The organism is Planobispora longispora, from assembly GCF_016863135.1.
GTDB classification, from domain to species: Bacteria; Actinomycetota; Actinomycetes; order Streptosporangiales; family Streptosporangiaceae; genus Planobispora; species Planobispora longispora.
Genome location: NZ_BOOH01000012.1, coordinates 172,701 through 194,941, shown reverse-complemented (window position 1 = coordinate 194,941; position 22,241 = coordinate 172,701). Strand labels below are relative to the sequence as shown.

Annotated in this window: 20 protein-coding genes; 5 read left to right on the top strand and 15 right to left on the bottom strand. The window is 71.0% G+C overall.

Annotated features, from left to right (window positions below; genetic code table 11):
* Position 1: 1 nt before the first annotated feature.
* The 8 genes from rimM to Plo01_RS40875 form a co-directional block, all read right to left on the bottom strand.
* Positions 2 to 517, bottom strand: coding sequence for a ribosome maturation factor RimM (gene rimM, locus Plo01_RS06840; RefSeq protein ID WP_203889644.1), 516 nt, complete (start codon positions 515 to 517; stop codon positions 2 to 4).
* A gap of 121 nt (positions 518 to 638) precedes the next feature.
* The gene (locus Plo01_RS06835; RefSeq protein WP_184945466.1) at positions 639 to 881 is read right to left on the bottom strand and encodes an RNA-binding protein; all 243 of its coding nucleotides are present in this window, start codon (positions 879 to 881) and stop codon (positions 639 to 641) included.
* Between the two features lies 1 nt (position 882).
* Positions 883 to 1,341, bottom strand: coding sequence for a 30S ribosomal protein S16 (gene rpsP, locus Plo01_RS06830; RefSeq protein ID WP_203889643.1), 459 nt, complete (start codon positions 1,339 to 1,341; stop codon positions 883 to 885).
* Between the two features lie 469 nt (positions 1,342 to 1,810).
* Positions 1,811 to 3,355: a signal recognition particle protein gene (gene ffh, locus Plo01_RS06825; RefSeq protein WP_203889642.1), complete on the bottom strand. Its 1,545-nt coding sequence runs from the start codon at positions 3,353 to 3,355 to the stop codon at positions 1,811 to 1,813.
* Between the two features lie 154 nt (positions 3,356 to 3,509).
* Entirely contained in the window at positions 3,510 to 4,103 is a 594-nt protein-coding gene (locus Plo01_RS06820) for a GTP-binding protein (protein WP_203889641.1), read from the bottom strand.
* Positions 4,084 to 4,539 carry a DUF742 domain-containing protein gene (locus Plo01_RS06815; protein ID WP_373871671.1) on the bottom strand — a complete coding sequence of 152 codons (456 nt, stop codon included), beginning with the start codon at positions 4,537 to 4,539 and terminating at the stop codon, positions 4,084 to 4,086. The genes Plo01_RS06820 and Plo01_RS06815 overlap by 20 nt, the downstream gene beginning before the upstream one ends.
* A gap of 81 nt (positions 4,540 to 4,620) precedes the next feature.
* On the bottom strand, positions 4,621 to 5,043 hold the full coding sequence (locus Plo01_RS06810; RefSeq protein ID WP_275415367.1) for a roadblock/LC7 domain-containing protein: 423 nt from the start codon (positions 5,041 to 5,043) through the stop codon (positions 4,621 to 4,623).
* A gap of 34 nt (positions 5,044 to 5,077) precedes the next feature.
* Positions 5,078 to 8,011: a sensor histidine kinase gene (locus Plo01_RS40875; protein WP_203889640.1), complete on the bottom strand. Its 2,934-nt coding sequence runs from the start codon at positions 8,009 to 8,011 to the stop codon at positions 5,078 to 5,080.
* 557 nt (positions 8,012 to 8,568) lie between these two features.
* Between Plo01_RS40875 and Plo01_RS06800 the strand changes: the two genes are divergently transcribed.
* The 5 genes from Plo01_RS06800 to Plo01_RS06780 are packed head-to-tail and all read left to right on the top strand — an operon-like array spanning position 8,569 to position 12,954.
* Positions 8,569 to 9,555: an ABC transporter substrate-binding protein gene (locus Plo01_RS06800; RefSeq protein WP_203889639.1), complete on the top strand. Its 987-nt coding sequence runs from the start codon at positions 8,569 to 8,571 to the stop codon at positions 9,553 to 9,555.
* Positions 9,555 to 10,346 (top strand): ABC transporter permease, encoded by a 792-nt coding sequence (locus Plo01_RS06795; protein WP_203889638.1) that lies wholly within the window; start codon positions 9,555 to 9,557, stop codon positions 10,344 to 10,346. Before Plo01_RS06800 ends, Plo01_RS06795 begins: the two co-directional genes overlap by 1 nt.
* Positions 10,346 to 11,134 (top strand): ABC transporter permease, encoded by a 789-nt coding sequence (locus tag Plo01_RS06790; RefSeq protein WP_203889637.1) that lies wholly within the window; start codon positions 10,346 to 10,348, stop codon positions 11,132 to 11,134. Before Plo01_RS06795 ends, Plo01_RS06790 begins: the two co-directional genes overlap by 1 nt.
* Positions 11,135 to 11,143: 9 nt before the next feature.
* Positions 11,144 to 11,926 carry an ABC transporter ATP-binding protein gene (locus tag Plo01_RS06785; RefSeq protein WP_203889636.1) on the top strand — a complete coding sequence of 261 codons (783 nt, stop codon included), beginning with the start codon at positions 11,144 to 11,146 and terminating at the stop codon, positions 11,924 to 11,926.
* Positions 11,927 to 11,946: 20 nt separating this feature from the next.
* Positions 11,947 to 12,954, top strand: a complete 1,008-nt coding sequence (locus tag Plo01_RS06780) for a methyltransferase (protein WP_203889635.1) — start codon at positions 11,947 to 11,949, stop codon at positions 12,952 to 12,954.
* Between the two features lie 65 nt (positions 12,955 to 13,019).
* On the opposite strand, the gene Plo01_RS06775 is transcribed toward Plo01_RS06780, so the two are convergent.
* The 7 genes from Plo01_RS06775 to Plo01_RS06745 all read right to left on the bottom strand — a co-directional run bounded on the left by Plo01_RS06775 (position 13,020) and on the right by Plo01_RS06745 (position 22,201).
* Entirely contained in the window at positions 13,020 to 14,300 is a 1,281-nt protein-coding gene (locus tag Plo01_RS06775) for a flavin-dependent oxidoreductase (RefSeq protein WP_203889634.1), read from the bottom strand.
* A 481-nt stretch (positions 14,301 to 14,781) separates the two neighbouring features.
* The gene (locus Plo01_RS06770) at positions 14,782 to 15,321 is read right to left on the bottom strand and encodes a GTP-binding protein (protein ID WP_203889633.1); all 540 of its coding nucleotides are present in this window, start codon (positions 15,319 to 15,321) and stop codon (positions 14,782 to 14,784) included.
* Positions 15,322 to 15,343: 22 nt separating this feature from the next.
* On the bottom strand, positions 15,344 to 15,712 hold the full coding sequence (locus Plo01_RS06765) for a DUF742 domain-containing protein (RefSeq protein ID WP_203889632.1): 369 nt from the start codon (positions 15,710 to 15,712) through the stop codon (positions 15,344 to 15,346).
* A gap of 55 nt (positions 15,713 to 15,767) precedes the next feature.
* Positions 15,768 to 16,190, bottom strand: coding sequence for a roadblock/LC7 domain-containing protein (locus Plo01_RS06760; protein ID WP_068921764.1), 423 nt, complete (start codon positions 16,188 to 16,190; stop codon positions 15,768 to 15,770).
* Positions 16,187 to 19,363 carry a sensor histidine kinase gene (locus Plo01_RS40870; protein ID WP_203889631.1) on the bottom strand — a complete coding sequence of 1,059 codons (3,177 nt, stop codon included), beginning with the start codon at positions 19,361 to 19,363 and terminating at the stop codon, positions 16,187 to 16,189. The genes Plo01_RS06760 and Plo01_RS40870 overlap by 4 nt, the downstream gene beginning before the upstream one ends.
* Positions 19,364 to 19,497: 134 nt before the next feature.
* Positions 19,498 to 20,904: an aminobutyraldehyde dehydrogenase gene (locus Plo01_RS06750; RefSeq protein WP_203889630.1), complete on the bottom strand. Its 1,407-nt coding sequence runs from the start codon at positions 20,902 to 20,904 to the stop codon at positions 19,498 to 19,500.
* 28 nt (positions 20,905 to 20,932) lie between these two features.
* Positions 20,933 to 22,201, bottom strand: coding sequence for a glycosyltransferase (locus Plo01_RS06745; protein ID WP_203889629.1), 1,269 nt, complete (start codon positions 22,199 to 22,201; stop codon positions 20,933 to 20,935).
* Positions 22,202 to 22,241 lie beyond the last annotated feature (40 nt).

The following is a 22,241-nucleotide window of genomic DNA, read 5'->3' as shown; positions in this document are numbered from 1 at the left end:
GTCAGACGGCCTGATCCGGGTCCAGCAGGCCGGCCGGGCCGTCCACCAGGAGCGTCCCCTTCTCCAGGTCGATCTCCGGGACCAGCGCCTTGACGAACGGCACGTAGACCTCCGCGCCGCCGCGCCGGATCACCAGCAGGTCCTGCCCGTGGTGGAGCACGTCGGCCACCTCCCCGGCCCGCTCCCCGTCAGGGGTGATCACGGTCAGGCCGATGAGCTGGTGGTCGTGGAACTCGTCGGGGTCGTCGGAGGGGGGGAGGTCCGCCGAGTCGATGACGAGGGTGGTGCCGCGGAGCCCCTCGGCGCCGTCGCGGTCGGCCACGCCCTCGAAGCGGACCAGGAGGGTCCCCGAGTGCCAGCGCCGGGAGGCGACGACGAGCGGGCCGGCGGAGGCGGGGTCGGTGGCGATGGTCTCCCCGGCGGCGAAACGCCGCTCGGGGTCGTCGGTGCGCACTTCCACGGTCACCTCGCCGCGGAGCCCGTGCGGGCGGCCGATCCGGCCAACGACAAGCTGCACGCCCGTCTCCCTGATGTCGTATGCGAAGTCATGTGCGAAAGGAACTGCGGAAAGAAAACAGACGGGTCACCCACGACGTGGATGACCCGTCCGCTCGGTGGATCTCGTGTCGGCCGCGACGTCAGCGGACCTCGTCCAGGTCGAGCAGGTCGACTCGGACGTACTTGCCGTCGCCAAGGGCGTTCACGACGGTGCGGAGCGCCTTGGCCGTACGGCCGCCACGGCCGATGACCTTGCCCAGGTCCTCAGGGTGGACCCGGACCTCAAGCACGCGCCCGCTGCGGATGCGGCGAGCCCGGACCTGGATCTCGTCGGGATGCTCGACGATGCCCTTCACCAGGTGCTCGAGGGCCTCCTCAAGCACCTCAGGCCTCGCCTTCCGGCTTCTCCTCGGCGGCGGCCGGCTCGGCCGGGGTCTCGGCGGCCTCGTCGGCCTTCGGAGCCTTCTTGGCCGACTTCTTCGGCGTGGTGGCGGTCTCGAGAGACAGCGTCTCCTTGGCCGCGGCCTCGTAGAGGGCGTGCCGGTCCGGCTTGGGCTCGGCGACGAGCTTCGGAGCCGGGGCGGCCTCGCCCTTGAACTTCTGCCAGTCACCGGTGATCTTGAGGAGCTTCAGCACCGGCTCGGTCGGCTGCGCGCCGACACCCAGCCAGTAGGCCGCCCGCTCGGCGTCGATCTCGATGCGCGAGGGGTTCTCCTTGGGGTGGTACAGGCCGATCTCCTCGATCGCCCGGCCGTCACGCTTGGTGCGGCTGTCGGCGATGACGACACGGTACTGCGGGTTGCGGATCATGCCGAGCCGCTTGAGCTTGATCTTGACTGCCACGGGTGTGGTCTCTCCTGCATTAGAGCGTGGGTGAGCGGCGTCTCATCGAGTGGGGCACGAAGAGCGGACCGTTCGAGGGACAGGCACGACCGGCGGGGGTTAGAGGGCGCCCGCCTGGTCGGGATGTTCCAACATGCCATTGTGCCAGATGCGGCGGAGTGCCCGGTCGGCCAATCGCCATCTTCTCCGGTGTCGCGGGGAAAATCTCGGCAATCGTCCGCCGTCTCCCGTCCGTCCCGGCAAGCCGGAGACGGCCGGGAGCGGATCCCGGAGGAAGCCCCGGAGCATGAGCCGGAGGAAGCCGCCGTCAGAGGACGGCTTCCGGGAGGGGCGGCCGCGGGGAGACGGCCGCCCGGCGGGTCCGGCTACTTGGGCCGGACCCCCAGCAGCTCCAGAGCGGCCACGGCGATGAACCCGATGATGATGACCATCCAGATCCACCGGCTGCGCCGGTAGAACTTGTCGTCACTCATTTCTGTCCCGGGAACTTGAACTTGGAGGGGTCGAAGCCCGGCGGCAGTTCGATGCCGGGCGGGAGCTGGCCGGCGCCCAGGTTCCCGAGCGCGCCGCCGAGGTCGGGGGTCTTGTTCCCGGCGCCGGCGCCCTTGCCGAGCGCGGCCTTGCGCGGGTCGCCGCTGACGCGCCGTCCCTTGGCGGCCTTCTTCTGCGCGGCCTTGCCCTTCCGGCCGCCGGGCATGCCGGGGATGCCCAGCCCGCCCGCCATCCGCTTCATCACCTTCTGCGTCTCGAAGAAGCGGACGACCAGGTTGTTCACCTCGGCCACCGTGACGCCGGAGCCCTTGGCGATGCGCTCGCGGCGCGACCCCTTGATGATCTTCGGGTCCTCGCGCTCGGCCGGCGTCATCGAGCGGATGATGGCCGCGAGGCGGTCGAGGTCGCGCTCGTCGATCTGGTTGATCTGGTCACGCATCTGCCCCATGCCGGGCATCATGCCGAGCAGGTTCTTGATGGGGCCCATCTTGCGGACCATCATCATCTGCTCGAGGAAGTCATCCAGCGTGAAGTCCTCGCCCGAGGTGAGCTTGCCCGCCATCTTGGCGGCCTGCTGCTCGTCGAAGGTCTTCTGGGCCTGCTCGATCAGGGTGAGGATGTCACCCATGTCGAGGATGCGGGAGGCCATCCGGTCCGGGTGGAAGGCGTCGAAGTCCTCGAGCTTCTCACCGGTGGACGCGAACATGATCGGCCTGCCGGTGATCTCCCGGATCGACAGGGCCGCGCCGCCGCGGGCGTCGCCGTCCAGCTTGGTCAGCACGACGCCGTCGAAGCCGACACCCTCCATGAACGCCTGGGCCGTGGAGACGGCGTCCTGGCCGATCATGGCGTCGACGACGAACAGGACCTCGTCGGGCGAGACCGCGTCGCGGATGTCCGCGGCCTGCTTCATCATCTCCTGGTCGATGCCCAGGCGGCCGGCGGTGTCGATGATGACGATGTCGTGCTGCTGCCGCCGGGCCTGGTCGAGCGACTGCCGGGCCACCGCGACCGGGTCGCCGACGCCGTTGCCGGGCTCGGGCGCGTAGACCGCCACCCCGGCCCGCTCGGCCACGACGGACAGCTGCTGGACCGCGTTGGGCCGCTGCAGGTCGGCGGCCACCAGCAGCGGGGTGTGGTTCTGCTCCCGCAGCCAGCGGGCGAGCTTGCCCGCCAGCGTGGTCTTTCCGGCGCCCTGGAGACCCGCGAGCATGATGACGGTCGGCGGGGTCTTGGCCAGGCGGAGCCGCCTGGTCTCGCCGCCCAGGATCCCGATCAGCTCGTCATTGACGATCTTGACGACCTGCTGGGCCGGGTTCAGCGCCTGGGAGACCTCCGCGCCGCGGGCGCGCTCCTTGACGTGGGCGACGAACGTCTTGACGACGGGCAGCGCGACGTCGGCCTCGAGCAGCGCGATGCGGATCTCGCGGCAGGTCGCGTCGATGTCGGCGTCGGAGAGCCGACCCTTGGACCGAAGGGAGGAGAAGACCGATGTAAGCCGGTCGGAAAGCGTCTCGAACACGTGATTGGCCAGCCTCTGCGCTACAGGTCTGCGACTCGACCTCCCAGCCTATCCGCTGAGAGGTGGGTCCGGCGCCCCGGCGGGTGCCGCCCGGCGGGGCGCCGCGAGCCGGAGAGACAGCCGCCGCCGGCGGCCGGGCGGTCCTTCCCGGAGGTCAGCGGCCCCAGCCGGGCACGGCCATCCGCATGGTCAGCGCGTGCTCGACCAGGGTGATGAGCGTGGCCTTCACCGCGTCGCGCGAACGCGCGTCGGTCCGCGAGATCGGAATGTTGGGGGCGAGCGTGAGCGCCTCCCGCACCTCCTCCTCGCCGTGCAGGTAGGTGCCGTCCCAGCCGTTGAGCGCGACGACGAACGGGAGGTTGGCCTCCTCGAAGTAGTCGATCGCCGGGAAGCTGTCGGCCAGGCGCCGGGTGTCGACCAGAACGACCGCGCCGATGGCGCCGCGCACCAGGTCGTCCCACATGAACCAGAAGCGGTGCTGACCCGGCGTGCCGAACAGGTACAGGATCAGGTCGCGGTCGAGGGAGACCCGGCCGAAGTCCATGGCGACCGTGGTGGTCGTCTTGTTCGGCGTGAGACCGAGGTCGTCGATGCCGGCGCTCGCGTCGGTCATCACCGCCTCCGTGGTCAGCGGGAGGATCTCGGACACGGCGCCCACGAACGTGGTCTTGCCCACGCCGAAGCCACCCGCGACGACGATCTTGGTCGAGGTGAGGCCGCCACCGCGGCTAGAGCCTGCGAAGTCCACTGAGCACCCTTTCCAGCAGGTTGAGATCCGGCTTCCCCGCGTTCAGCTGCGGTTGGTGCAGCTGGACCAGGCCCTCGGCCGCCATGTCGGCGACCAGGATCCTGGTCACGCCGAGGGGGATGCGGAGCATCGCCGAGATCTCAGCGACCGAACGCACGTGCCGGCACAGGGCGCTGATCGCCTGATACTCCGGAGTGCGGGTGGATAGATCGTGATGGATCGACGTCGCCGAGGAGACCAGGGCCTCCATGGCGAGCTGGGTCCGGGGGGCGGTCCGCCCCCCGGTCACGGCGTACGGCCGGACCAGGGAGCTCTGCTCCGCCGGCGCCGGTTGCACGTGGTGTGAAGGACCGCCCTGCCGGTGGGCGTCGTCCATCGACCGGTAGGGCGGCCCGCCCATCGGGTCCCCCCCACCGGCCCAGCCATGGTCTGCCACGGCACCCTCCTAGGGACAGTTTCTGACGCGGCGCCGGAGCGCCTCGGCCCGGCCGGCCGCGACCGGCGCCTTCGCGGAGCCTCACCGGGGGTGGGAGGCCTGGAGCTCGGCGCGGACGGCCGGTGTCAGCACCTGGCCGGCCCGCTCGACGAGCAGGGTCATCTGATAGGCCACCAGACCCATGTCGCAGTCCGGAGCGGCCAGTACGGCGAGGCAGGAGCCGTCGCTGATCGACATGATGAGGAGCAGCCCGCGCTGCATCTCCACCACGGTCTGGGTCACCCCGCCGCCCTCGAAGACCCGGGAAGCGCCCTGGGTCAGGCTGAGCAGGCCGGACGCGACCGCGGCCAGCTGATCCGCCCTGTCCCGGGGGAACCCGTCCGAGAACGCCAGCGGCAGACCGTCCGCCGACACGACGACCGTGTGCGCGACACCGGGAACGTTGTTCACGAAGTCAGTGATCAACCAGTTGACTCCGCGAGCGGCCTGGCTCAATTCACGCACCTGTCATCCTCCTCGGCCATGGTGATGGGTCCTCTCACCGGTTCTCCTCATTTCCTTCAACGCTCCCGCGAGGGGCGGGATACGCCTGTCCTTCGTCGGATTCGCCTCTGGCGACGGCCCGCCCCTGCCGGACCCCCCGCTGGAAGCTCGCCAGGCGGTTGCGCACCGCATCCGGCGAGACGGACGGCCGCGGGGCGACCGGGGCGCTCGGGGCCGCGCCGGGCGCGGCCGAGCCGGGCACCAGGTTCGCCTTGGGCACCCGCTTGGGCAGTCCGGCGCCGGTGACCCCGCCCATCGAGGGATCCTGGACCGCCCGGGCCGCCTGCCAGCCGGCGTCCGCGGGCGAGGACCAGGCGTTCCTCGGCGCCGCCGGGGCCTGGACCGTGGCGGTCTCCTGCACGTCCTCGTCCCGGATCGCCGGGGCGGGGGTGAGGGGCTCGGCCTTCTTGAACCAGTCGGACTCCACCGCCGCGAAGATCGGCAGGAACTCCTCCCGCTCCTCCTCCAGGGGGTGGGAGTCCCGCACCACGGGCAGGGGCCCGGTGGCGTCGACTTCCGGCCCGAACCTGCGCCGGTTCACCGGATCGGAGGGGGGCTCCCCCCACGATCCGGAGTCCTGCGGGAAGGCGTTCGGCCAGGTCGGCCCGGTGCCCGGGGGCGGCATCTGGGCGGGCCACGGGGTGTCGACCGGGGACTGACCGATGTTCCCGCTGTTGCCGGAGAACAGGGACGTGGAGCGGAAGGAGTCGGTCTGCCCCGCGTCGAAGGAGTTGAAGTCCTGCCGCGCCGCCTCGAACGAGGAGAACGCGGGCCGTCCCGAGTCCAGCGCGACGGGGCTGGCCAGCACCGGCGGCGGGGCCACCGTCCCCCAGTCCACGCTCCCCTGCGAGAACGAAGGCGCCGACGCCCAGTCCCCGCTGCTCGGAGGGGCCGGGGGCATCGAGGGCATCGAGGGCGCCGGGCCTCCCCAGCTCCCGCCCTGCACCGCGGCGGGCATGGCCGGCGCCGCTCCGGCGCCGGTGACCGTGAGCAGTTCCTCCGGCAGCAGCACCATGGCGGTCAGGCCGCCGGTGTCCTGCTGCCTGAGCTGCACGCGGATGCCGTGCCGCAGGGCCAGGCGGCCGACCACGAACAGGCCCATCCGGCGGGAGACCGAGACGTCCACCACCGGCGGGTGGGCCAGGCGGTGGTTGGCGTGCGTGAGCTCCTCGGACGTCATGCCGATCCCGAGGTCGGTGACGGAGATCATCACGCCGCCGCCGTCGATGCGGTTGCTCGACACGATGACCTTCGTCTCGCGGGGAGAGAAGGAGATGGCGTTCTCCACCAGCTCGGCGATCAGGTGCACCACGTCGTTGACGCAGGTGCCCGCCACGGCGACGCCGCCGGAGATCCGCAGTTCCACCCGCTCGTAGCTCTCCACCTCCGACAGCGAGGCGCGGACCACGTCGATCAGGGGGATGGGCTGGCTCCACCGGCGCGCGGGCTCCTGACCGGCGAGGACCAGGAGGTTCTCGCTGTTGCGGCGCATGCGGGTGGCCAGGTGGTCCAGGCGGAACAGGCTGCCGAGCCGGCCCTCGTCCTGCTCGCCCTGCTCCAGGCTCTCGATGAGCGCCAGCTGGCGTTCGACCAGGGTCTGGCTGCGGCGGGAGAGGTTGACGAACATCGCGTTGACGTTGCTCCGCAGCGACGACTCCTCGCCCGCCAGCCGTACGGCCTCGCGGTGGACCTCGTCGAAGGCCCGGGCCACCTCGCCGATCTCGTCGTGCGAGACCACTCCGATCGGCACGACCTCGGCCGCGGACATGTCGCCGGTCTCCCGGAGTTTCTGCACGGTGTCGGGGAGGCGCCGCCCGGCGATGGACAGCGCCTCGGTCCGCAGCCTGCGCAGCGGCTTGACCAGCGAGCGGGCCATGATCGCGGTGACGGCCAGGACCAGCAGGAGGAGGAAGACCGTCAGGCTTCCCGCGATCAGGGCGCCGCGCTGCTCGGCCTCCTGGAGGGTACGGCTCTGCGCGATGACCGCTTCGGCGATCTTCTTCTCGACCTCGCGCATGCGCGTGACGACGTCGGAGGCCACGTCGAACCAGACGGCCTGGTCTCCGGCCCCGGCCCTGGACGACGTGTCGACCCGGACGAGCGGGGCTCCCGTACCGGCCAGGACCAGCGCGCGCTGCCGCATGGATTCCGCGCGGTCCTTCTTATGGCTGCTCACGGTGTCGTCGAACAGCTGCTTCTGGGCGACCGTCGCCTCGGCCCGGAAGGTCGCGAGTTCACTGTCGCGCCTCGCCCGGGCGGAGATGAAGGCGTCCAGGCTCTCGGAGCCGAACCTCCGCTCGGCGAGCGCGACGGCGAGGATGGCCCGCTCCTCGGAGGCCTGCGCCTTGGCCCTGGCCAGCGTGGCGAACGCGTGCACGCCGCCGGCGAGGGTCTGGTCGGTGACGCCCTGGACGATGTCGTCGTGCAGGGCCAGCAGGTCGGTGATCGTCCGGGAGTACATGGCGATCGTGGGCTGGGCGGGGATCTGGGTATCCACCGCCGTCTTGCGCATGCTCCCGAGCTCGTCGACGCGGTTGCGCACGTGGGCGAGTTCGATGTCGCCCTGCCCCCTGGCGTCGTCCGTGTCGCCGCCGAGGAGGAGATCGATGCGGTCGACGACGTCCACGGCGATCCTGTCGACGGCTTCGTACTGCTCCTTGAGCTCGCCTTCCCCGCCGGCCGGGCGTCCCTGCGCCACGAAGCGCGCCGAGAGGTCGCGTTCCTCCTCCAGCTCGTGCGCCAGCTCGCTGAGTTCGGCGGCGAGCTCGGCGCTGGTGCGCACGCGCTCGTACTCGGCCGCGCTGCTCATCGAGGTGATCACTCGAAGGCCGCCCAGGACGATCATCGCGACGGTGGGGATGGCGATGAGAACGATCAGCCGCGACCGGACCCGCCAGTTTCGGAGGGCGACTCCTCCGCCCTTCCGCACGTCCCGCCGCCCGAGGTCTCGGCCCTGGACGGCGGCGGTTGGGGCGTCGGCTGGCTCAGGGCCGAGTTTGCTGGGGATTGACGCTGTCCTCACTGGGCTTCCGCTGCCTCTCCTCGGACCCACTCCTTAGAGGGGGATCGCGTCACATCAATTGATAAGCATGGGACGCCGATGCATCCATGGGGTAGAGGTTATTGGAGCACAACCGGAAGAGTTCGGCCAACGGTGCATAAGTTACGGATTATCCACAACCGTCACACCGCTCCCCCAACCGGACAGAGCCCTCCGGCGCGTCGGCGAACCTCTCCCGCGGTGAACGGACATCCCTCCGGATCGCCCCCAAAGGCGACAAAACCAACGACCGTCCGTAAAACGGCATAAATCCTATTATGACCGTTTTATCCTGATAGGCGATATTTGTTATTCGAGCAATTCTCTCCGCTACTCTGATCCACGATCGACACCCCCTTGATCATCTGCCTCCCGGGACCCTCTCTCACGCCGCCTCGCGCTTCGCCGAGTCCCGCCGAGGTGATCAATGCAGCTAAGGAGAGCTGATGAGGTTCAGACTCGCGAGCCGGGCCATCGTCATAGGAGTCGCCGCCGTACTGGCGCTCAGCGCCTGCGGCGGCTCGGAGCCCGCCGACACGGCCCAGGCAAGCGGAGGAGGCGGGCTGGAGAAGGCCGAGATCACCATCGGCGCGCTGCCGATCCCGGACTCGGCCGCCCTCTACATCGCCAACAAGAGGGGCTTCTTCAAGGAAGAGGGCCTCACCGTGAACATCGAGACCGTCCAGGGCGGCGCGCAGGCCCAGCAGAGTCTCATGGGCGGTTCGCTGGACGCGACGCAGACCAACTACGTCTCGACCTTCCTCGCCGTCTCGGCCGGCAACAAGCTGAAGATCGTCGCCGACCTGTACCAGGCGACGCCCAACTCCTTCAACATCATGGTGCCGAAGGACTCCCCCATCAAGACCCCGGCCGACCTCAAGGGCAAGAAGATCGCGGTCAACAGCAAGCGGAACATCGGCACGCTGTCCGTCACCTCGGTTCTCAAGGCCCACGGCCTCACCGAGCAGGACGTCACCTTCCTGGAGTTCCCCTTCCCCGACATGGCGGGCAAGCTCCAGCAGGGCGTCGTCGACGCGGCCTGGATGACCGAGCCGCACCTGACCGCCGTGCAGAAGAACATCGGCGCCCAGAAGCTCGCCGACACCATGACCGGCCCCACCGCGGACTTCCCCATCGCGGGCGTGGTCGTCACCGAGGAGTTCCTGGCCAAGCACCCCAAGACCGTCGCCGCCTTCCAGCGCGGTCTCGCCAAGGCCCAGCAGATCTCCGCCTCGGACCGCAAGGCCGTGGAGGAGATCCTGCCGACCTACACCAAGATCGACGCCGCCACCGCCGCGGTCATCACGCTCGGCTCCTTCCCCACCAGCCTCGATGAGACCCGCCTGCAGCGCGTCTCGGACCTGATGGTGGAGCAGGGCTACCTCAAGAGCGCGATCCCGGCCAAGACCATCCTCCCGGACTCCAACGGCTGATGACAGGACGTTCCCTGTTCGACAACAGACTGCTCTGCGGCGCCATCGGCGTCGCAGGGCTGTTCTGTCTCGCGGAGCTCGCCGGGCGGACCGGGCTCATCGACCCGATCGTGTTCCCCCTGGCCTCCTCCGTGGTCGGCCGCGCGGTCGGGCTGGCGGCGGACGTCGACTTCCTCGCCGACGTCGCCTCCACCCTGGGCGCCTGGGCGGTCGGCCTCCTGCTCACCGTCCTGATCGCCGTTCCCGTCGGCTTCCTGCTCGGCACCCTGCCGTGGGTGGAGACGTCACTCCGGCCCGTGCTGGAGTTCCTGCGCCCGATCCCGTCCGTGGCGCTGATCCCCCTGGCTCTCCTGCTGTTCTCCGACCGGTTCGACATGAAGGTCGCGGTGATCGTCTACGCCGCCTGGTGGCCGGTTCTGATCAACACCATGTACGGCCTCAAAGACGTCGACCCGCTGGCCAAGGAGACCCTGCGCAGCTTCGGCTTCGGGCCGATGGCGGTGCTGTGGCGGGTGTCCCTGCCCAGCACGGCCCCGTTCATCGCCACCGGGGTACGGCTGGCCGCCGCGATCGCGCTGATCCTGGCGATCAGCGCCGAGCTGCTCGCGGGAGGGTCCAGCGGCATCGGCACGTTCATCCTGGAGGCCGGCAGCAGCCCCGACGCGCTGGAGTACACCGTGGCCGCGACCATCTGGGCGGGGGCCATCGGAGTGATCTCCAACAGCCTGTTCACCCTGGCCGAGCGGCGGCTGTTCCACTGGCACCTGGCCCGCACGGAGGGAGCGCGGTGATGCGGTTCCTGCGCGCCCTGGGCCGCCTGTGGCTGGTGCCCGTCGTGCTGGTGGCCTGGGAGGTCGCCACCCGCGCGGCGGAGGACGTCTTCTTCCCCCCGCCCACGACGATCGTGGCCCGCATGCACGAGATGTGGTTCTCCGGCCCCGCGGAGCGGCTCTGGCTCACCGACGCCGCCCTGGAGAACATCCCCACGAGCGTCGGCCGGCTCTTCGTCGGATGGCTGCTCGCGAGCGTGATCGGCATCGTCCTCGGCGTCATGCTGGGGCGCTCGGCGCTGCTGTCCCGGTTCATCGACCCGCTCATCCAGTTCGGGCGCGCCATCCCTCCCCCCGCCCTGCTTCCCCTCTTCCTCGCGCTGTTCTCCATCGGCGCGCAGATGCAGATCGTCACGATCACGTCCGGCATCATCTGGCCGATCCTGCTCAACGCCGGCGACGGCGCGCGCCACGTCGACCGGCAGCACCTGGAGACCTCCACGGTCTTCGGGCTGTCGCGGAGCCAGCGACTGTTCTGGGTCATCCTGCCCTCCGCGATGCCCAAGATCTTCGCGGGCCTGCGGCTCAGCCTGTCGCTGGCGCTGATCCTGATGGTCATCTCCGAGCTGGTGGGCAGCGTCAACGGCATCGGCTTCCAGCTCCTCGACGCCCAGAGGTCCTACGACCTGCCCGGCGTCTGGGGAACCATCGTGGTCCTCGGTGTTCTGGGATACCTGCTCAACTCGGCCTTCCTGGTGGCCGAGCGACGTGTGCTGTCCTGGCACCGGGGCGCCAACCGTACAACCTGAGGACCCGCTGTGCTTGAGATCTCGAACCTGACCCACGTCTACGGCAGCGGGCCCGGCGCCCACCACGCTCTGGGGGGCGTCGACCTGAAGGTCGCCCAGGGCGAGCTGGTGTGCATCGTCGGCCCCTCGGGGTGCGGCAAGTCCACCCTGCTCCGCTCCATCGCCGGACTGCTGCACCCGACCGGCGGCACGGTGACCCTGGGCGGGAAGCCCGTCGAGCGGACGCCCGACGACCTGGCCGTGGTCTTCCAGGACTACAGCCGCTCCCTCTTCCCGTGGATGTCGGTGGGCGACAACGTCGCGCTGCCGCTGCGGCGCAAGGGCATGGACCGGCCGCGACGGCGGGAGGCGGCGACGGAGGCGCTGGAGCAGGTCGGCCTGGCCGGCGCCGAGGGCAAATACCCGTGGCAGCTCTCCGGCGGCATGCAGCAGCGCGTCTCCATCGCCCGCGCCCTGGCCTACCGGCCCGCGCTGATGCTGATGGACGAGCCCTTCGGCTCGGTCGACGCGCAGACGCGCGAGGACCTGGAGGACCTGACCCTGCGCGTGCGCAGCCACCACGACATGACCATCCTGCTCATCACCCATGACATCGACGAGAGCGTCTACGTCGGCGACCGGGTCGTGGTCCTGTCCAAGGCCCCCGCCACGGTCGTCGGCGACCTGCGGGTGGACCTGCCCGGCCCGCGCGACCAGATCACCACCCGGGAGAATCCCGAGTTCGTGCACCTCCGTGCCGAGGTCGGCCGCCTGGTCCGCGGCATGCGCGACGACCCGGGCGCCGCTTCCTGATGATCAGAGAGGACTTGCCAATGGACGACCCACAGGCACCGGTATGGGATGCGATCGGAGGGGTGTCCCGGTTCGCCGCCCTGGCCGTGATGGCCGAGCTGGGCTGCGCCGACCACCTGCGGGAGGGGCCGCTGAGCACGGGCGAGCTGGCGGCCCGCTGCGGCGCGGACCCGTCGGCGCTGGGCCGGGTGCTCCGCCAGCTCGCCTCCATGGGAATCGTCAGGACGGCGGCGCCGGGGGTGTACGAGCTGACGGAGGCGGGTGCCACACTCCGCAGCGACGTGCCGAACTCGTTGCGCCCGGCCGTACGGATGATCGGCGAAGAGGGCTTCTGGTACGGCCTGGGCGCGCTCCCGCGGACCGTGGGCACCGGGAAGTCGGCCTTCGTCGAGCGGCACGGGCCGCTGTACAGCGGCTACCTCGCCTCGAACCCCGTCGCGGGACGGCTGTTCGACGACTACATGGTGGCCCGGGCGTGGCCGTTCGCGGAGGCCGTGGCCGCCCGCTACGACTTCTCCGGGGTGCGGACCCTCGTCGACGTGGCGGGCGGCAAGGGGCACGTGCTCGCCGCCGTGCTGAAGGCCCATTCAAACGTGCGCGGCGTCCTGTTCGACCTTGAGCAGGTGGTCCCGGGCGCGAGGGACTTCTTCGCGCAGGCCGGTCTTGAAGACCGGTGCGAATGCGTCAGCGGTGACTTCTTCGCCTCCGTCCCGGCCGGAGCCGACGCCTACATGCTGGGCAGCGTGATCCACAACTGGTCCGACGAGGACGCGGTGCGGATCCTGCGCAACGTCCGGGAGGCCATGGCCGAGGACGGCCGGGTGTTGCTGGTGGAGTTCGTCGTGCCCGACGACGACTCCCCGCACGTCTCCAAGGACGTGGACATCCGCATGCTCGCCATCTTCGGCCAGGGCATGGAGCGCAGCGCGTCGGAGTACGGCGAGCTGCTCGGCAAGGCCGGTCTCCGGCTGAACCGGCAGGTCGAGCTGACCGCCGGGTCGAGCATCATCGAGGCGCTGCCCGTCTGACCGCGGCGGTGCCACGGCCGGCGGCGCGGGCGCCCGCGCCGCCGGCCGCCGCGTTCGGGCCCGCCTCAGGCCCTCGTCCCGGCGGCCCGCCCCGGCGGCGCGTCCCGGACGACGCTCCAGGACGGGCGCTCGTTGAGGAACGTGACGTCCATGTCGGTCATCCGCCGCTGACCGGCCGCCATCTCGGCGATCTCCTCGGCGGTGAGCACCTCGGAGACGTCCCCGAACCCCAGCGGGGCCCGTTCCTCCACCAGGGCGAGGATCCGCTCCATGGGCATCTCGCGGTTGGCCAGGACCAGCGGCGTGGTGGCGGTCCTGCGCTCCCGCTCGTAGGCGGCCAGGCCCTCGACGGGTCCGGAGGCGGCGAGCGAGCGCGCCAGCGCGCGGGCGTCGAGCACGGCCTGCGAACCGCCGTTGGAGCCGACCGGGTACATCGGGTGGGCGGCGTCGCCGAGCAGCGTCACCCGGCCCCGGCCCCACGAGGGCAGGGGGTCCCGGTCCACCATCGGATACTCCAGGATGCGCCCCGCCCCGGCGATCAGGCCGGGCACGTCCAGCCAGGAGAACGTCCACCCGGCGAAGTGCGGCAGGACGTCCTCCAGGCGCCCCTCGCGCGACCAGTCGGCGGCCGGGACCGGCCCGCCGGGGTCCACCTTCACCTCCGCGACCCAGTTGATCTGCCTGCCGTCGGGCGATACGGGGTAGGCCACGAACTTGCACGACCGGTTCGAGCCGGCGACGACCAGCGTGGCCCCGTCCAGGAACGGCTCCCCCTCGGTGATCCCGCGCCACATCCGGACCCCGTTCCACAGCAGCGGCCCGTCCCCGGGATGCAGCCGCGCCCGTACGGCCGAGTGCACGCCGTCGGCTCCGACCAGCACGTCGGCGGGGATCTCGGCCCGCCCGCCGGTGCGCACGTCCCGCAACGACGCCACGACTCCCCCGGCCTCCTCGCGGACGTCGCCGAAACGCAGTCCCGTCCGCACCGCCTCCGGGCCGATCCGCTCGCGCACCGCCTCCAGCAGCGCCATCTGCAGCAGGCCCCGGTGGACGGAGTACTGCGGCCAGCGGTATCCGGCCGCCCGGCCCCGGGGCAGGGCCAGGATGGTGCCGCCGAAGCGGTCGGTGTAGGTCTGGAAGCTGGTCGCCACACCGATCCCGGCGAGACGGTCGCCCAGGCCCAGCTCGGTGAGCTCCCTGACCGCGTGGGGCTGGATGTTGATCCCCACGCCGAGCGGGCGCAGCTCCGCGGCCGACTCGGCGACCGTGCACTCGATCCCCGCGGCGTGCAGGCTCAGCGCGGTGGTGAGACCGCCGACGCCGGCACCGATGATCAGTACGCGCATGACTTCCTCGATGTCTGCCAGAGGTCCGCGGCACGGCCTCCCGCGCGTTCGGGCGCCGACCGGGAACCCGCTCCCCGGACGCCGCGAGAACCGCGCCGATGAATGGCGGCGGAGCCTCGCGGACGCATTGACGACCGGCGCGGGACCGGATCGCACGGTTCCCGCGAGCGATCTTTTTCAAAGGACCGGCAGGATGGTAGCGCACGCCCCTGCGGAATGACGGGGCCGTCGATCGCCGATGGATTCCGGATTCCGGGCGCCCGTCACATTCGACGGCCTTCATTGAACAAGGGCAGAAATAACCGAGAGCTTTCCCGGCTCTTGCGGATCCCTCCCCACCTCGCCTTCGAGGCCGTCACGAGACTTCACGGCCGTCGCTTTTGAAGCGGAATTAAAAAAGACCGCCCCCGTCCGCCCGCCGGGTACGGCGGGCGGACGGGGGCGGCGGCCCCGGATGTCTCCGGGGCTCGAGCCTCCGGCCTCAGACGCGAAGGGTCAGGACGTGCTCGACCAGGGTGATGAGCGTGGCCTTCACCGCGTCACGGGAGCGGGCGTCGGTCCGGACGATGGGGATGTGGGGGGAGATCGTCAGAGCCTCCCGCACCTCCTCCTCACCGTGCAGGTGATCGCCGTCGAAGCCGTTCAGGGCGACGACGAACGGGAGGCCGGCCTCCTCGAAGTAGTCGATCGCCGGGAAGCTGTCGGCCAGGCGCCGGGTGTCGACCAGAACGATCGCCCCGATCGCGCCCTTGACCAGGTCGTCCCACATGAACCAGAACCGGTGCTGACCCGGCGTGCCGAACAGGTAGAGGATCAGGTCGCGATCCAGCGAGACCCGGCCGAAGTCCATCGCCACCGTGGTGGTCCGCTTCGTCGGGATCTGTGAGAGGTCGTCGACCCCCGCGCTCGCCTCCGTCATGACCGCTTCCGTGGTCAGCGGCATGATCTCGGAGACAGCCCCGACGAAGGTCGTCTTGCCGACACCGAATCCGCCGGCGACGACGATCTTCGTCGACGTCATCCCGGCCGAGGCCATTCCGGCGTCAGAGCCTGCGAAGCCCACTGAGCACCCTTTCAAGCAAGCTGAGATCCGGCTTTCCGGCATCCAGCGACGGATGGTGGATCTGCACCAGGCCCTCGGCCGCCATGTCCGCGATCAGCACGCGGGTGACACCCAACGGCATGCGCAGCAGCGCCGAGACCTCGGCGACCGAACGCAGCTGCCGGCACAGCATGGTGATGGCCTGGTACTCCGTCGAGAGCATGGAGGGATCCACGCTCGGAGCAGTCGCCGAGGAGACCAGCGCCTCGAGCGCAAGCTGCGTCCGAGGAGCGGTTCTTCCCCCGGTCACAGCGTACGGGCGGATCAGGCGATCTCTCCCGCTCTTGGCCTGAGGCGGCGGCTCATTCATCGGATGCTATCCCTCCTTTTCGGTTGTTGTCCCAGCGTTCCGCGAGTGATATCCGCTACCGCTGGGACGCCTGGAGCTCGGCGCGCAGGGCAGGCGTCAGCGCCTGGCCCGCACGCTCCGCCAGAAGCGTCATCTGGTAGGCCACCAAGCCCATGTCGCAGTCGGGGGCGGCCAGCACCGCGAGGGCGGAGCCGTCGCTGACCGACATGGTCAGCAGGAGCCCCCGCTGCATCTCGATCACGGTCTGCACCACCGGGCCGCCCTCGAAGACCCGGGCGGCCCCCTGGGTCAGGCTGATCAGGCCCGCCGTGATCGCGGCGAGCTGGTCGGCGCGGTCCTTCGGGAATCCCTGGGAGTAGGCCAGCGGGAGGCCGTCGGTGGAGACGATCACCGCGTGGGCGACGCCCGGCATCTCCTTGACGAACTCGGTGATCAGCCAATTGAACCCTCGGGCGGCCTGACTGAGTTGGTGGTTCACTGCATGTCTCCCTCGACGGCCTTGGACCGCTCGCTCATCTCAGCACGGCCCTGCCGTGATCCTTGCTGGAAACTGGACAGACGACTGCGCACCCGCTCCGCCGAGAGCGGGGGCATCGGGGGCGCCGGCGTGGCCGGCGCGGCGGGAGCCGCCCCCGGGATCAGATTGGCCTTGGGCACCCGCTTGGGCAGTCCCGCGCCGGTCAGACCGCCCTCCGCGGGCTTGGCCGCCGCCTGCGCCGCGGCCCATCCCTGGTCGGCGGAGCTGCCGCTCCATTCCTGCCGCTCGGCGGGCGGTCGCGGAGACTCCGCCGGACGGGACTCCGGCTCGGCCGGGCGGGCCTCCGGTTCGCCCGGACCGGCGTCGGAGCCGAGGTCCGCGCCGGAGCCCGCCGCGGCCCCGGTCTCCGGGACGCTGCGGCGGAACCAGTCGGACCCCACCGCCTCGAAGATGGGCAGGAACTCCTCGGGCTCGGGCTCGGTCGGCGACACCCCCACCGCGGGCAGCGTCTGGGTGTTCTCACCCGGCTCCTGCCGGTGCGTCCCCCAGCCGTCCGCCGCGGACGTGTCGGGCCAGGACGGCGCCGGAGGCGCGTCCGGCCAGGACGGCGCCGGGGGCGCCGCGGCCGCGGGCGGGAACGACGCGGGCGGGAAGGACGCGGGCGGCCCCGGCGGGGCCGCCTCCGGCGCGGCCGGGAACGGCGCCGGGGCCGGCGTGAACGGCGACGACCACAGGCTCTCCACCTCCGAGGCCGACACCACCGGCTTGGACCACAGGTCCGAGATGGAGGGCGTGGGCCCGACGGGAGCGGCCGGAGGCGCGGCGTCCATCGGGACCGACGGGACCGGCGGAGCCGCCGGGGCCGGCAGCGGCGCGGCCGCGGCCCTCGGCGTGGGCGGCGCGCCGAACGGCGTGTCGTCCATCGGGGGCATGCCGAAGGGGGGCCGCTCCTCGCGCGGACGCCCGCCGAAGGAATCGGACGTCCCGAAGGAGCCGGACACCCCGAAGGAACCCGATGCCCCGAAGGAGCCGGAGGCGGCGAAGGGGTCCTCCGCCGGCGGATGGGTGAAGGAGGACATCTCCATCGACGACATGGAGGCCGACGGCATGGAGGCCGATCCGAACGGGTCCTGCCGCAGCCCCCCGGCGAACGGGTCGGCCTCGCGTCCGAGCGCCCCCACGGTGCCCGGCTGCGGGGCCCCCGACATGATCGGCTGCGGCGCCATGGCCTGCGCGACCACCTGCGGGGGGAGCAGGACGACGGCGCTCAGGCCGCCGGTCTCCGGACGGCGGAGCTGGACGCGGATGCCGTGGCGCTGGGCCAGACGGGCGACCACGAACAGACCCATGCGGCGGGAGACCGACAGGTCCACCGAGGGCGGTTCGGACAGGCGGCGGTTGGCCTCGATCAGCTCCTCGTCGCTCATGCCGATGCCCTGGTCGGTGACCGCCACGATGACGCTGCCCATCTCGTTGCCGTTGCTGGTCACCATGATCTTGGTGTCCTGCGGCGAGAAGAAGATCGCGTTCTCGACGAGCTCGGCGACCAGGTGCACGATGTCGTTGACGGCCTGCCCGATGATCAGGGTGCCGGACTCGACCCGGAGGGTCACCCGCTCGTAGTTCTCCACCTCCGACAGCGAGGCGCGCACCACGTCGCCCAGCGGGACCGGCTCGCTCCACCGGCGGCTCTGCTCCTGGCCCGCGAGGACCAGCAGGTTCTCGGAGTTGCGGCGCATGCGGGTGGCCAGGTGGTCCAGCTTGAAGAGGCTGGCCAGCCGGTCGTCGTCCTGCTCGCCCTGCTCCAGGTCGTCGATGAGGTCGATCTGGCGCTCCACCAGCGACTGGGTGCGCCGGGAGAGGTTGACGAACATCGCGTTGACGTTCGCGCGCAGCCGGGCCTCGTCGCCCGCCAGCCGTACGGCCTCGCGGTGGACCTCGTCGAAGGCCCGGGCCACTTCCCCGATCTCGTCGAGGGAGGTCACCCCGATGGAGGGAACCTCGATCTTCGAGGTGGGGTCCCCGGAGTCGCGCAGCGCGCGGACGGTGTCGGGGAGCCTGGATCCGGCCACCTCCAGCGCCTCGCTGCGCAGCCTGCGCAGCGGGCGGACCAGCGAGCGGACCGCCCAGGAGGTGATGAACAGGGTCAGCACCAGCAGGACGAGGATCGCGCCGCCGGAGATGATGGCGCTGCGCTGCTCGGCGCTCTGCATCTCCTGGCTGCGCGCGACGACCGCGGCGGCCATGTCCCTCTCGAGGGTCCGCATGCCGTCCACCGCCGCGCTGGCGGAGTCGAACCAGGTGCGGATGCCCACGACGCCCAGGGGCTTGTTCTCGCGCATGCGCGCCATGACCAGGGCGCGCATGGCGTCGGCCCGGTCGACCTTCGCGCCGCTGACCAGCTCGCGGAAGCGCCGGATCTGGGCGGCCGAGGCGGTCGCCTGGAAGGCCGCCACCTCGCTCACCTGGCTCTTGTACGAGCCGAGGAAGTCGGCCGGGTCGTCGAAGTCGAACCCGCCCTCCAGGCGCGCGACGAGCAGGATGCCGCGCTGCCGCGCGAGCTGCTCCTTGGCCCGGGTCAGCGCGCCCAGCGCCAGCGCGTCACCGATCAGGCGCTCGTCGCCGCCGCTGCGGCCGAGGTCGTCGTGGAGGGTGACGAAGTCGGCGATCATTCGCGAGTACATGCCGAGGGCGGCACGCGGGAGCACGCTGCCCTCGGTGATCAGGTTGCGCAGGCCGGGGAGCCCGTGCAGCCAGCGGCGCACCTGGGACGCCTCGCTCCGCACCCGCGCCGCGTGGTCGTCGGTGATCGACGCCACCGCCTTGAGCACCTCGTCGCCGGCCCTGTCGACCGTCTCGCGCTGCTTCTTGACGGCGGACAGCCGGGCCGGGCGCCGGTTGTCGGCGATGTACCAGGCGGTGAGGTCCCGCTCCTGGGCCATCTCGTGGGAGAGCGTGCCCAGCCGCTCGACGAGCGTGGCCACCTCGGACATCCGGCGGTACTCGGTGGAGGTGGCCAGCGCGGTGGTGAGCTGCAGGCCGCTCAGCAGCACGGCCGCCACGGTCGGGAGGAGGATCAGCGCGACCAGACGGGGACGGACGCGCCAGTTCGCCGGTAGGAACCGGGCGGCCGCCCCTGAGGCACGGCGGTTCCGGCGGTCTTGTGTCTTCACTGGTCTACGTAACCCATCGCCGGGCGGGGAAGCCGCGCACGCAATTTGAGCACATCCTTTATATCGCTTTTAGATCGATTTGGTGGTGCAGATCCCTATAAACGGGGCCGCCGGTGCAGGAAGCACCCGCACTTCTAGGCGGGCCGGAACGAGTCCCTGGCCTCCGGGGCCTGATGCTTGATCATCAGGTGCCGGGTCACCGAGTACTCCTGGACCGCCTCCTGGCTCATGTCCTTGCCGAAGCCGCTGCCCTTCACCCCGCCGTGCGGGGCCTCCGAGGCGATCGGCAGGTGGTCGTTGACCCAGGTCACCCCCACGTCGAGACGGTGCGAGACGCGCAGCGCCCGGGCCACGTCCCGGGACCAGACCGAGGAGGCCAGGCCGTAGGGGGTGTCGTTGGCCAGCCGCACCGCCTCGTCCTCGCCGTCGAAGGGCAGGGTCACCAGCACCGGGCCGAACAGCTCGCCCTGGACGATCTCGCTGTCCTGGCGGGCCCCGTCGACCAGCGTCGGCGGATAGAAGAAGCCGGACCCCTCCACCGGGGCGCCGCCGCACAGCACCGCGGCGCCCGCGGCCCTCGCGCGCTCGACGAAGCCGTGCACCCGGTCCCGGTGCCCGGCGGAGATCAGCGGGCCGATGTCGGTCGACGGGTCCCAGGGGTCGCCGGCCCTGATCCCGGCCAGCGTGCCGTGAAGCGCTTCGACGGCGTCGCCGTACACCTCGCGGGCGATGTAGACCCGCGTGGCGGCCGTGCAGTCCTGGCCGGTGTTGTAGGTCGCGCCCATCGCCACGCCCCTGGCCATCCCGGCCAGGTCCGCGTCGCCGAAGACCAGCGCCGGCGCCTTGCCGCCCAGCTCCAGATGGACCCGCTTCAGGGAGCCCGCGGCCCCGCGCATGACCGCGCGGCCGGTCTCGGTGGACCCGGTGACGCTCACCATGTCCACGCCGGGGTCGGTCACCAGCGCCTGGCCGGCCTCGGCGTCGCCGAGCACGACCTGGAGCAGCCCGTCCGGGGCGCCGGCGCGGGCGAACAGCTCGGCCAGCCGCAGGGTGGTCCCCGGCGTCTGCGGAGCGGGCTTGATCACCACCGCGTTGCCCGCGGCGAGCGCGGGCCCGATCTTCCAGACCGCCATCACGAGCGGGAAGTTCCACGGGGCGATCGAGGCGACGACGCCGACCGGGCGGCGCACCAGCACCGACGTGTAGCCCGCGCTGAACACCCCCGCCCCGGTGCCGTCCAGCGAGCGGGCCGCCCCGGCGAAGAAGCGGAGGTTGTCGACCGCGAAGGGCAGCTCGCCGTCGCGGAACACCGCCGCAGGCTTGCCGGTCTCGGTCACCTCCAGCCGGGTCAGCTCCTCGGCGTCGGCCTCGACGAGGTCGGCGAAGCGCAGCAGCACCCTGGCCCGTTCGGCCGGGGTCGCCGCGCCCCACTCGGCGAAGGCCCCGCGCGCCCGCCGTACGGCCGCCGCCACCTCGGTGACCGGGGTGACGGCCGCCTCCGTGACGAGCTCGCCGGTCGCCGGATTGATCAACTTACCCATGGAACGTCCTTGCTCGTGCTCGAAAACGTCAGGCGCCGGCCTGCTCGATCAGGTCGGCGGCCTTGCGCAGGCCGTCGCGGCGGCGGATCTCCTCGCCGGCGGCGGCCAGGCGCGCGCGCAGCCCGGTGTCGCCCAGGAGCCGATCGAGGGCGCCGGTCAGCTCCTCGTCGGTGAAGGCGTAGGTGGACAGCCGGACGCCGTAGCCCAGCTCGTGCATGCGCTGGGCGTTGTCGTACTGGTCCCAGAACAGGGGCAGCAGGATCATCGGCTTGCCGAAGTGCAGCGCCTCGGTGGTGGTGTTGTTGCCGCCGTGCGTGATGACCAGGTCCACCATCGGAATGATCTTCGTCTGCGGGACGAACTCGGCGCCCCACATGTTGTCGGCGAGCTTGATCTCCTCGTGCAGCGGGCCCTTGGAGACGATGAAGCGGTGCGGGGTGGTGCCCAGCACGTCGATCACCCGCTGCATCAGCTCCACGTCGGCCGAGCCGAGCGAGCCGAGCGAGAAGTAGACCAGGGCCCCGTCGCCTGCGAGCGACTCCGGCAGTTCGAAGGCGTCGTCGGTCTCGCGGACCGAGGAGTCCAGGCGGTGCCAGTTCGGGCCGAGCGGGCGCGCGTCGGTGTAGTCCGCGATCTCCGGGAACACGTACAGGTTCAGGTCGCCCTCGTGGATGAAGTCCAGGTCGGGCAGGGGCGCGGTGCCCTGGGCGACGCACCACTCGTTGAAGGCGGTCCAGACCTCGCGGTGGGTGCGGTCGTACTCGGCGCGGAAGGCGTCCCACTCCGAGCGGTCGTCGGCCGGGAGGCCGGAGAAGACCGGCGCCGCATTCTCGCCGCGGACCTCCAGCGGATTGCAGGAGACGATGCGCACGAACGGCTTGCCCGCGGTCATAAGCGCCGGGAAAGTGATGACGTTGTCCTCGACGATGACATCCGGCTGAACGCGCTCGATAATCGCCTTGAGCTGCGGTTCGCAGTACTTCACGCCGTCGATGAGGGCGTCCCAGATCGGCTTGGTCACCGTCTCCAGCTGCTCGGCGGTCGTCTTGCGGTATTCCGGCGCGGTGTCCCGGATGAAGTCCTTCCAGAACTGCCCCGCGTCCTGCTCCTCCTCGGACGGCGGAGCCAGGTCGACCAGGTCCTCCTCGAAGCCGAGCGCCTCCAGCTTCCCCTTCCAGGAGGCTTCAGCGGCGAAAACGACCCGGTGACCGCGCTTACGCAGAATGTCACCGATGCCGATGCAGTTGTTCGTCGGCCCGTAGGCGCTCTCCGGCATGAACAGGATCGTGAGGGGCATCGCATCCTCCAGACGGCAGGGGGCTGATTTTGTGTTAAAT

Coding starts and splice junctions, on each gene's coding strand:
- Plo01_RS06800 (WP_203889639.1), top strand. CDS start 8,569: ATGAGGTTCAGACTCGCGAGCCGGGCCATCGTCATAGGAGTCGCCGCC.
- Plo01_RS06795 (WP_203889638.1), top strand. CDS start 9,555: ATGACAGGACGTTCCCTGTTCGACAACAGACTGCTCTGCGGCGCCATC.
- Plo01_RS06790 (WP_203889637.1), top strand. CDS start 10,346: ATGCGGTTCCTGCGCGCCCTGGGCCGCCTGTGGCTGGTGCCCGTCGTG.
- Plo01_RS06780 (WP_203889635.1), top strand. CDS start 11,947: ATGGACGACCCACAGGCACCGGTATGGGATGCGATCGGAGGGGTGTCC.
- Plo01_RS06775 (WP_203889634.1), bottom strand. CDS start 14,300: ATGCGCGTACTGATCATCGGTGCCGGCGTCGGCGGTCTCACCACCGCG.
- Plo01_RS06770 (WP_203889633.1), bottom strand. CDS start 15,321: ATGACGTCGACGAAGATCGTCGTCGCCGGCGGATTCGGTGTCGGCAAG.
- Plo01_RS06765 (WP_203889632.1), bottom strand. CDS start 15,712: ATGAATGAGCCGCCGCCTCAGGCCAAGAGCGGGAGAGATCGCCTGATC.
- Plo01_RS06750 (WP_203889630.1), bottom strand. CDS start 20,904: ATGGGTAAGTTGATCAATCCGGCGACCGGCGAGCTCGTCACGGAGGCG.
- Plo01_RS06745 (WP_203889629.1), bottom strand. CDS start 22,201: ATGCCCCTCACGATCCTGTTCATGCCGGAGAGCGCCTACGGGCCGACG.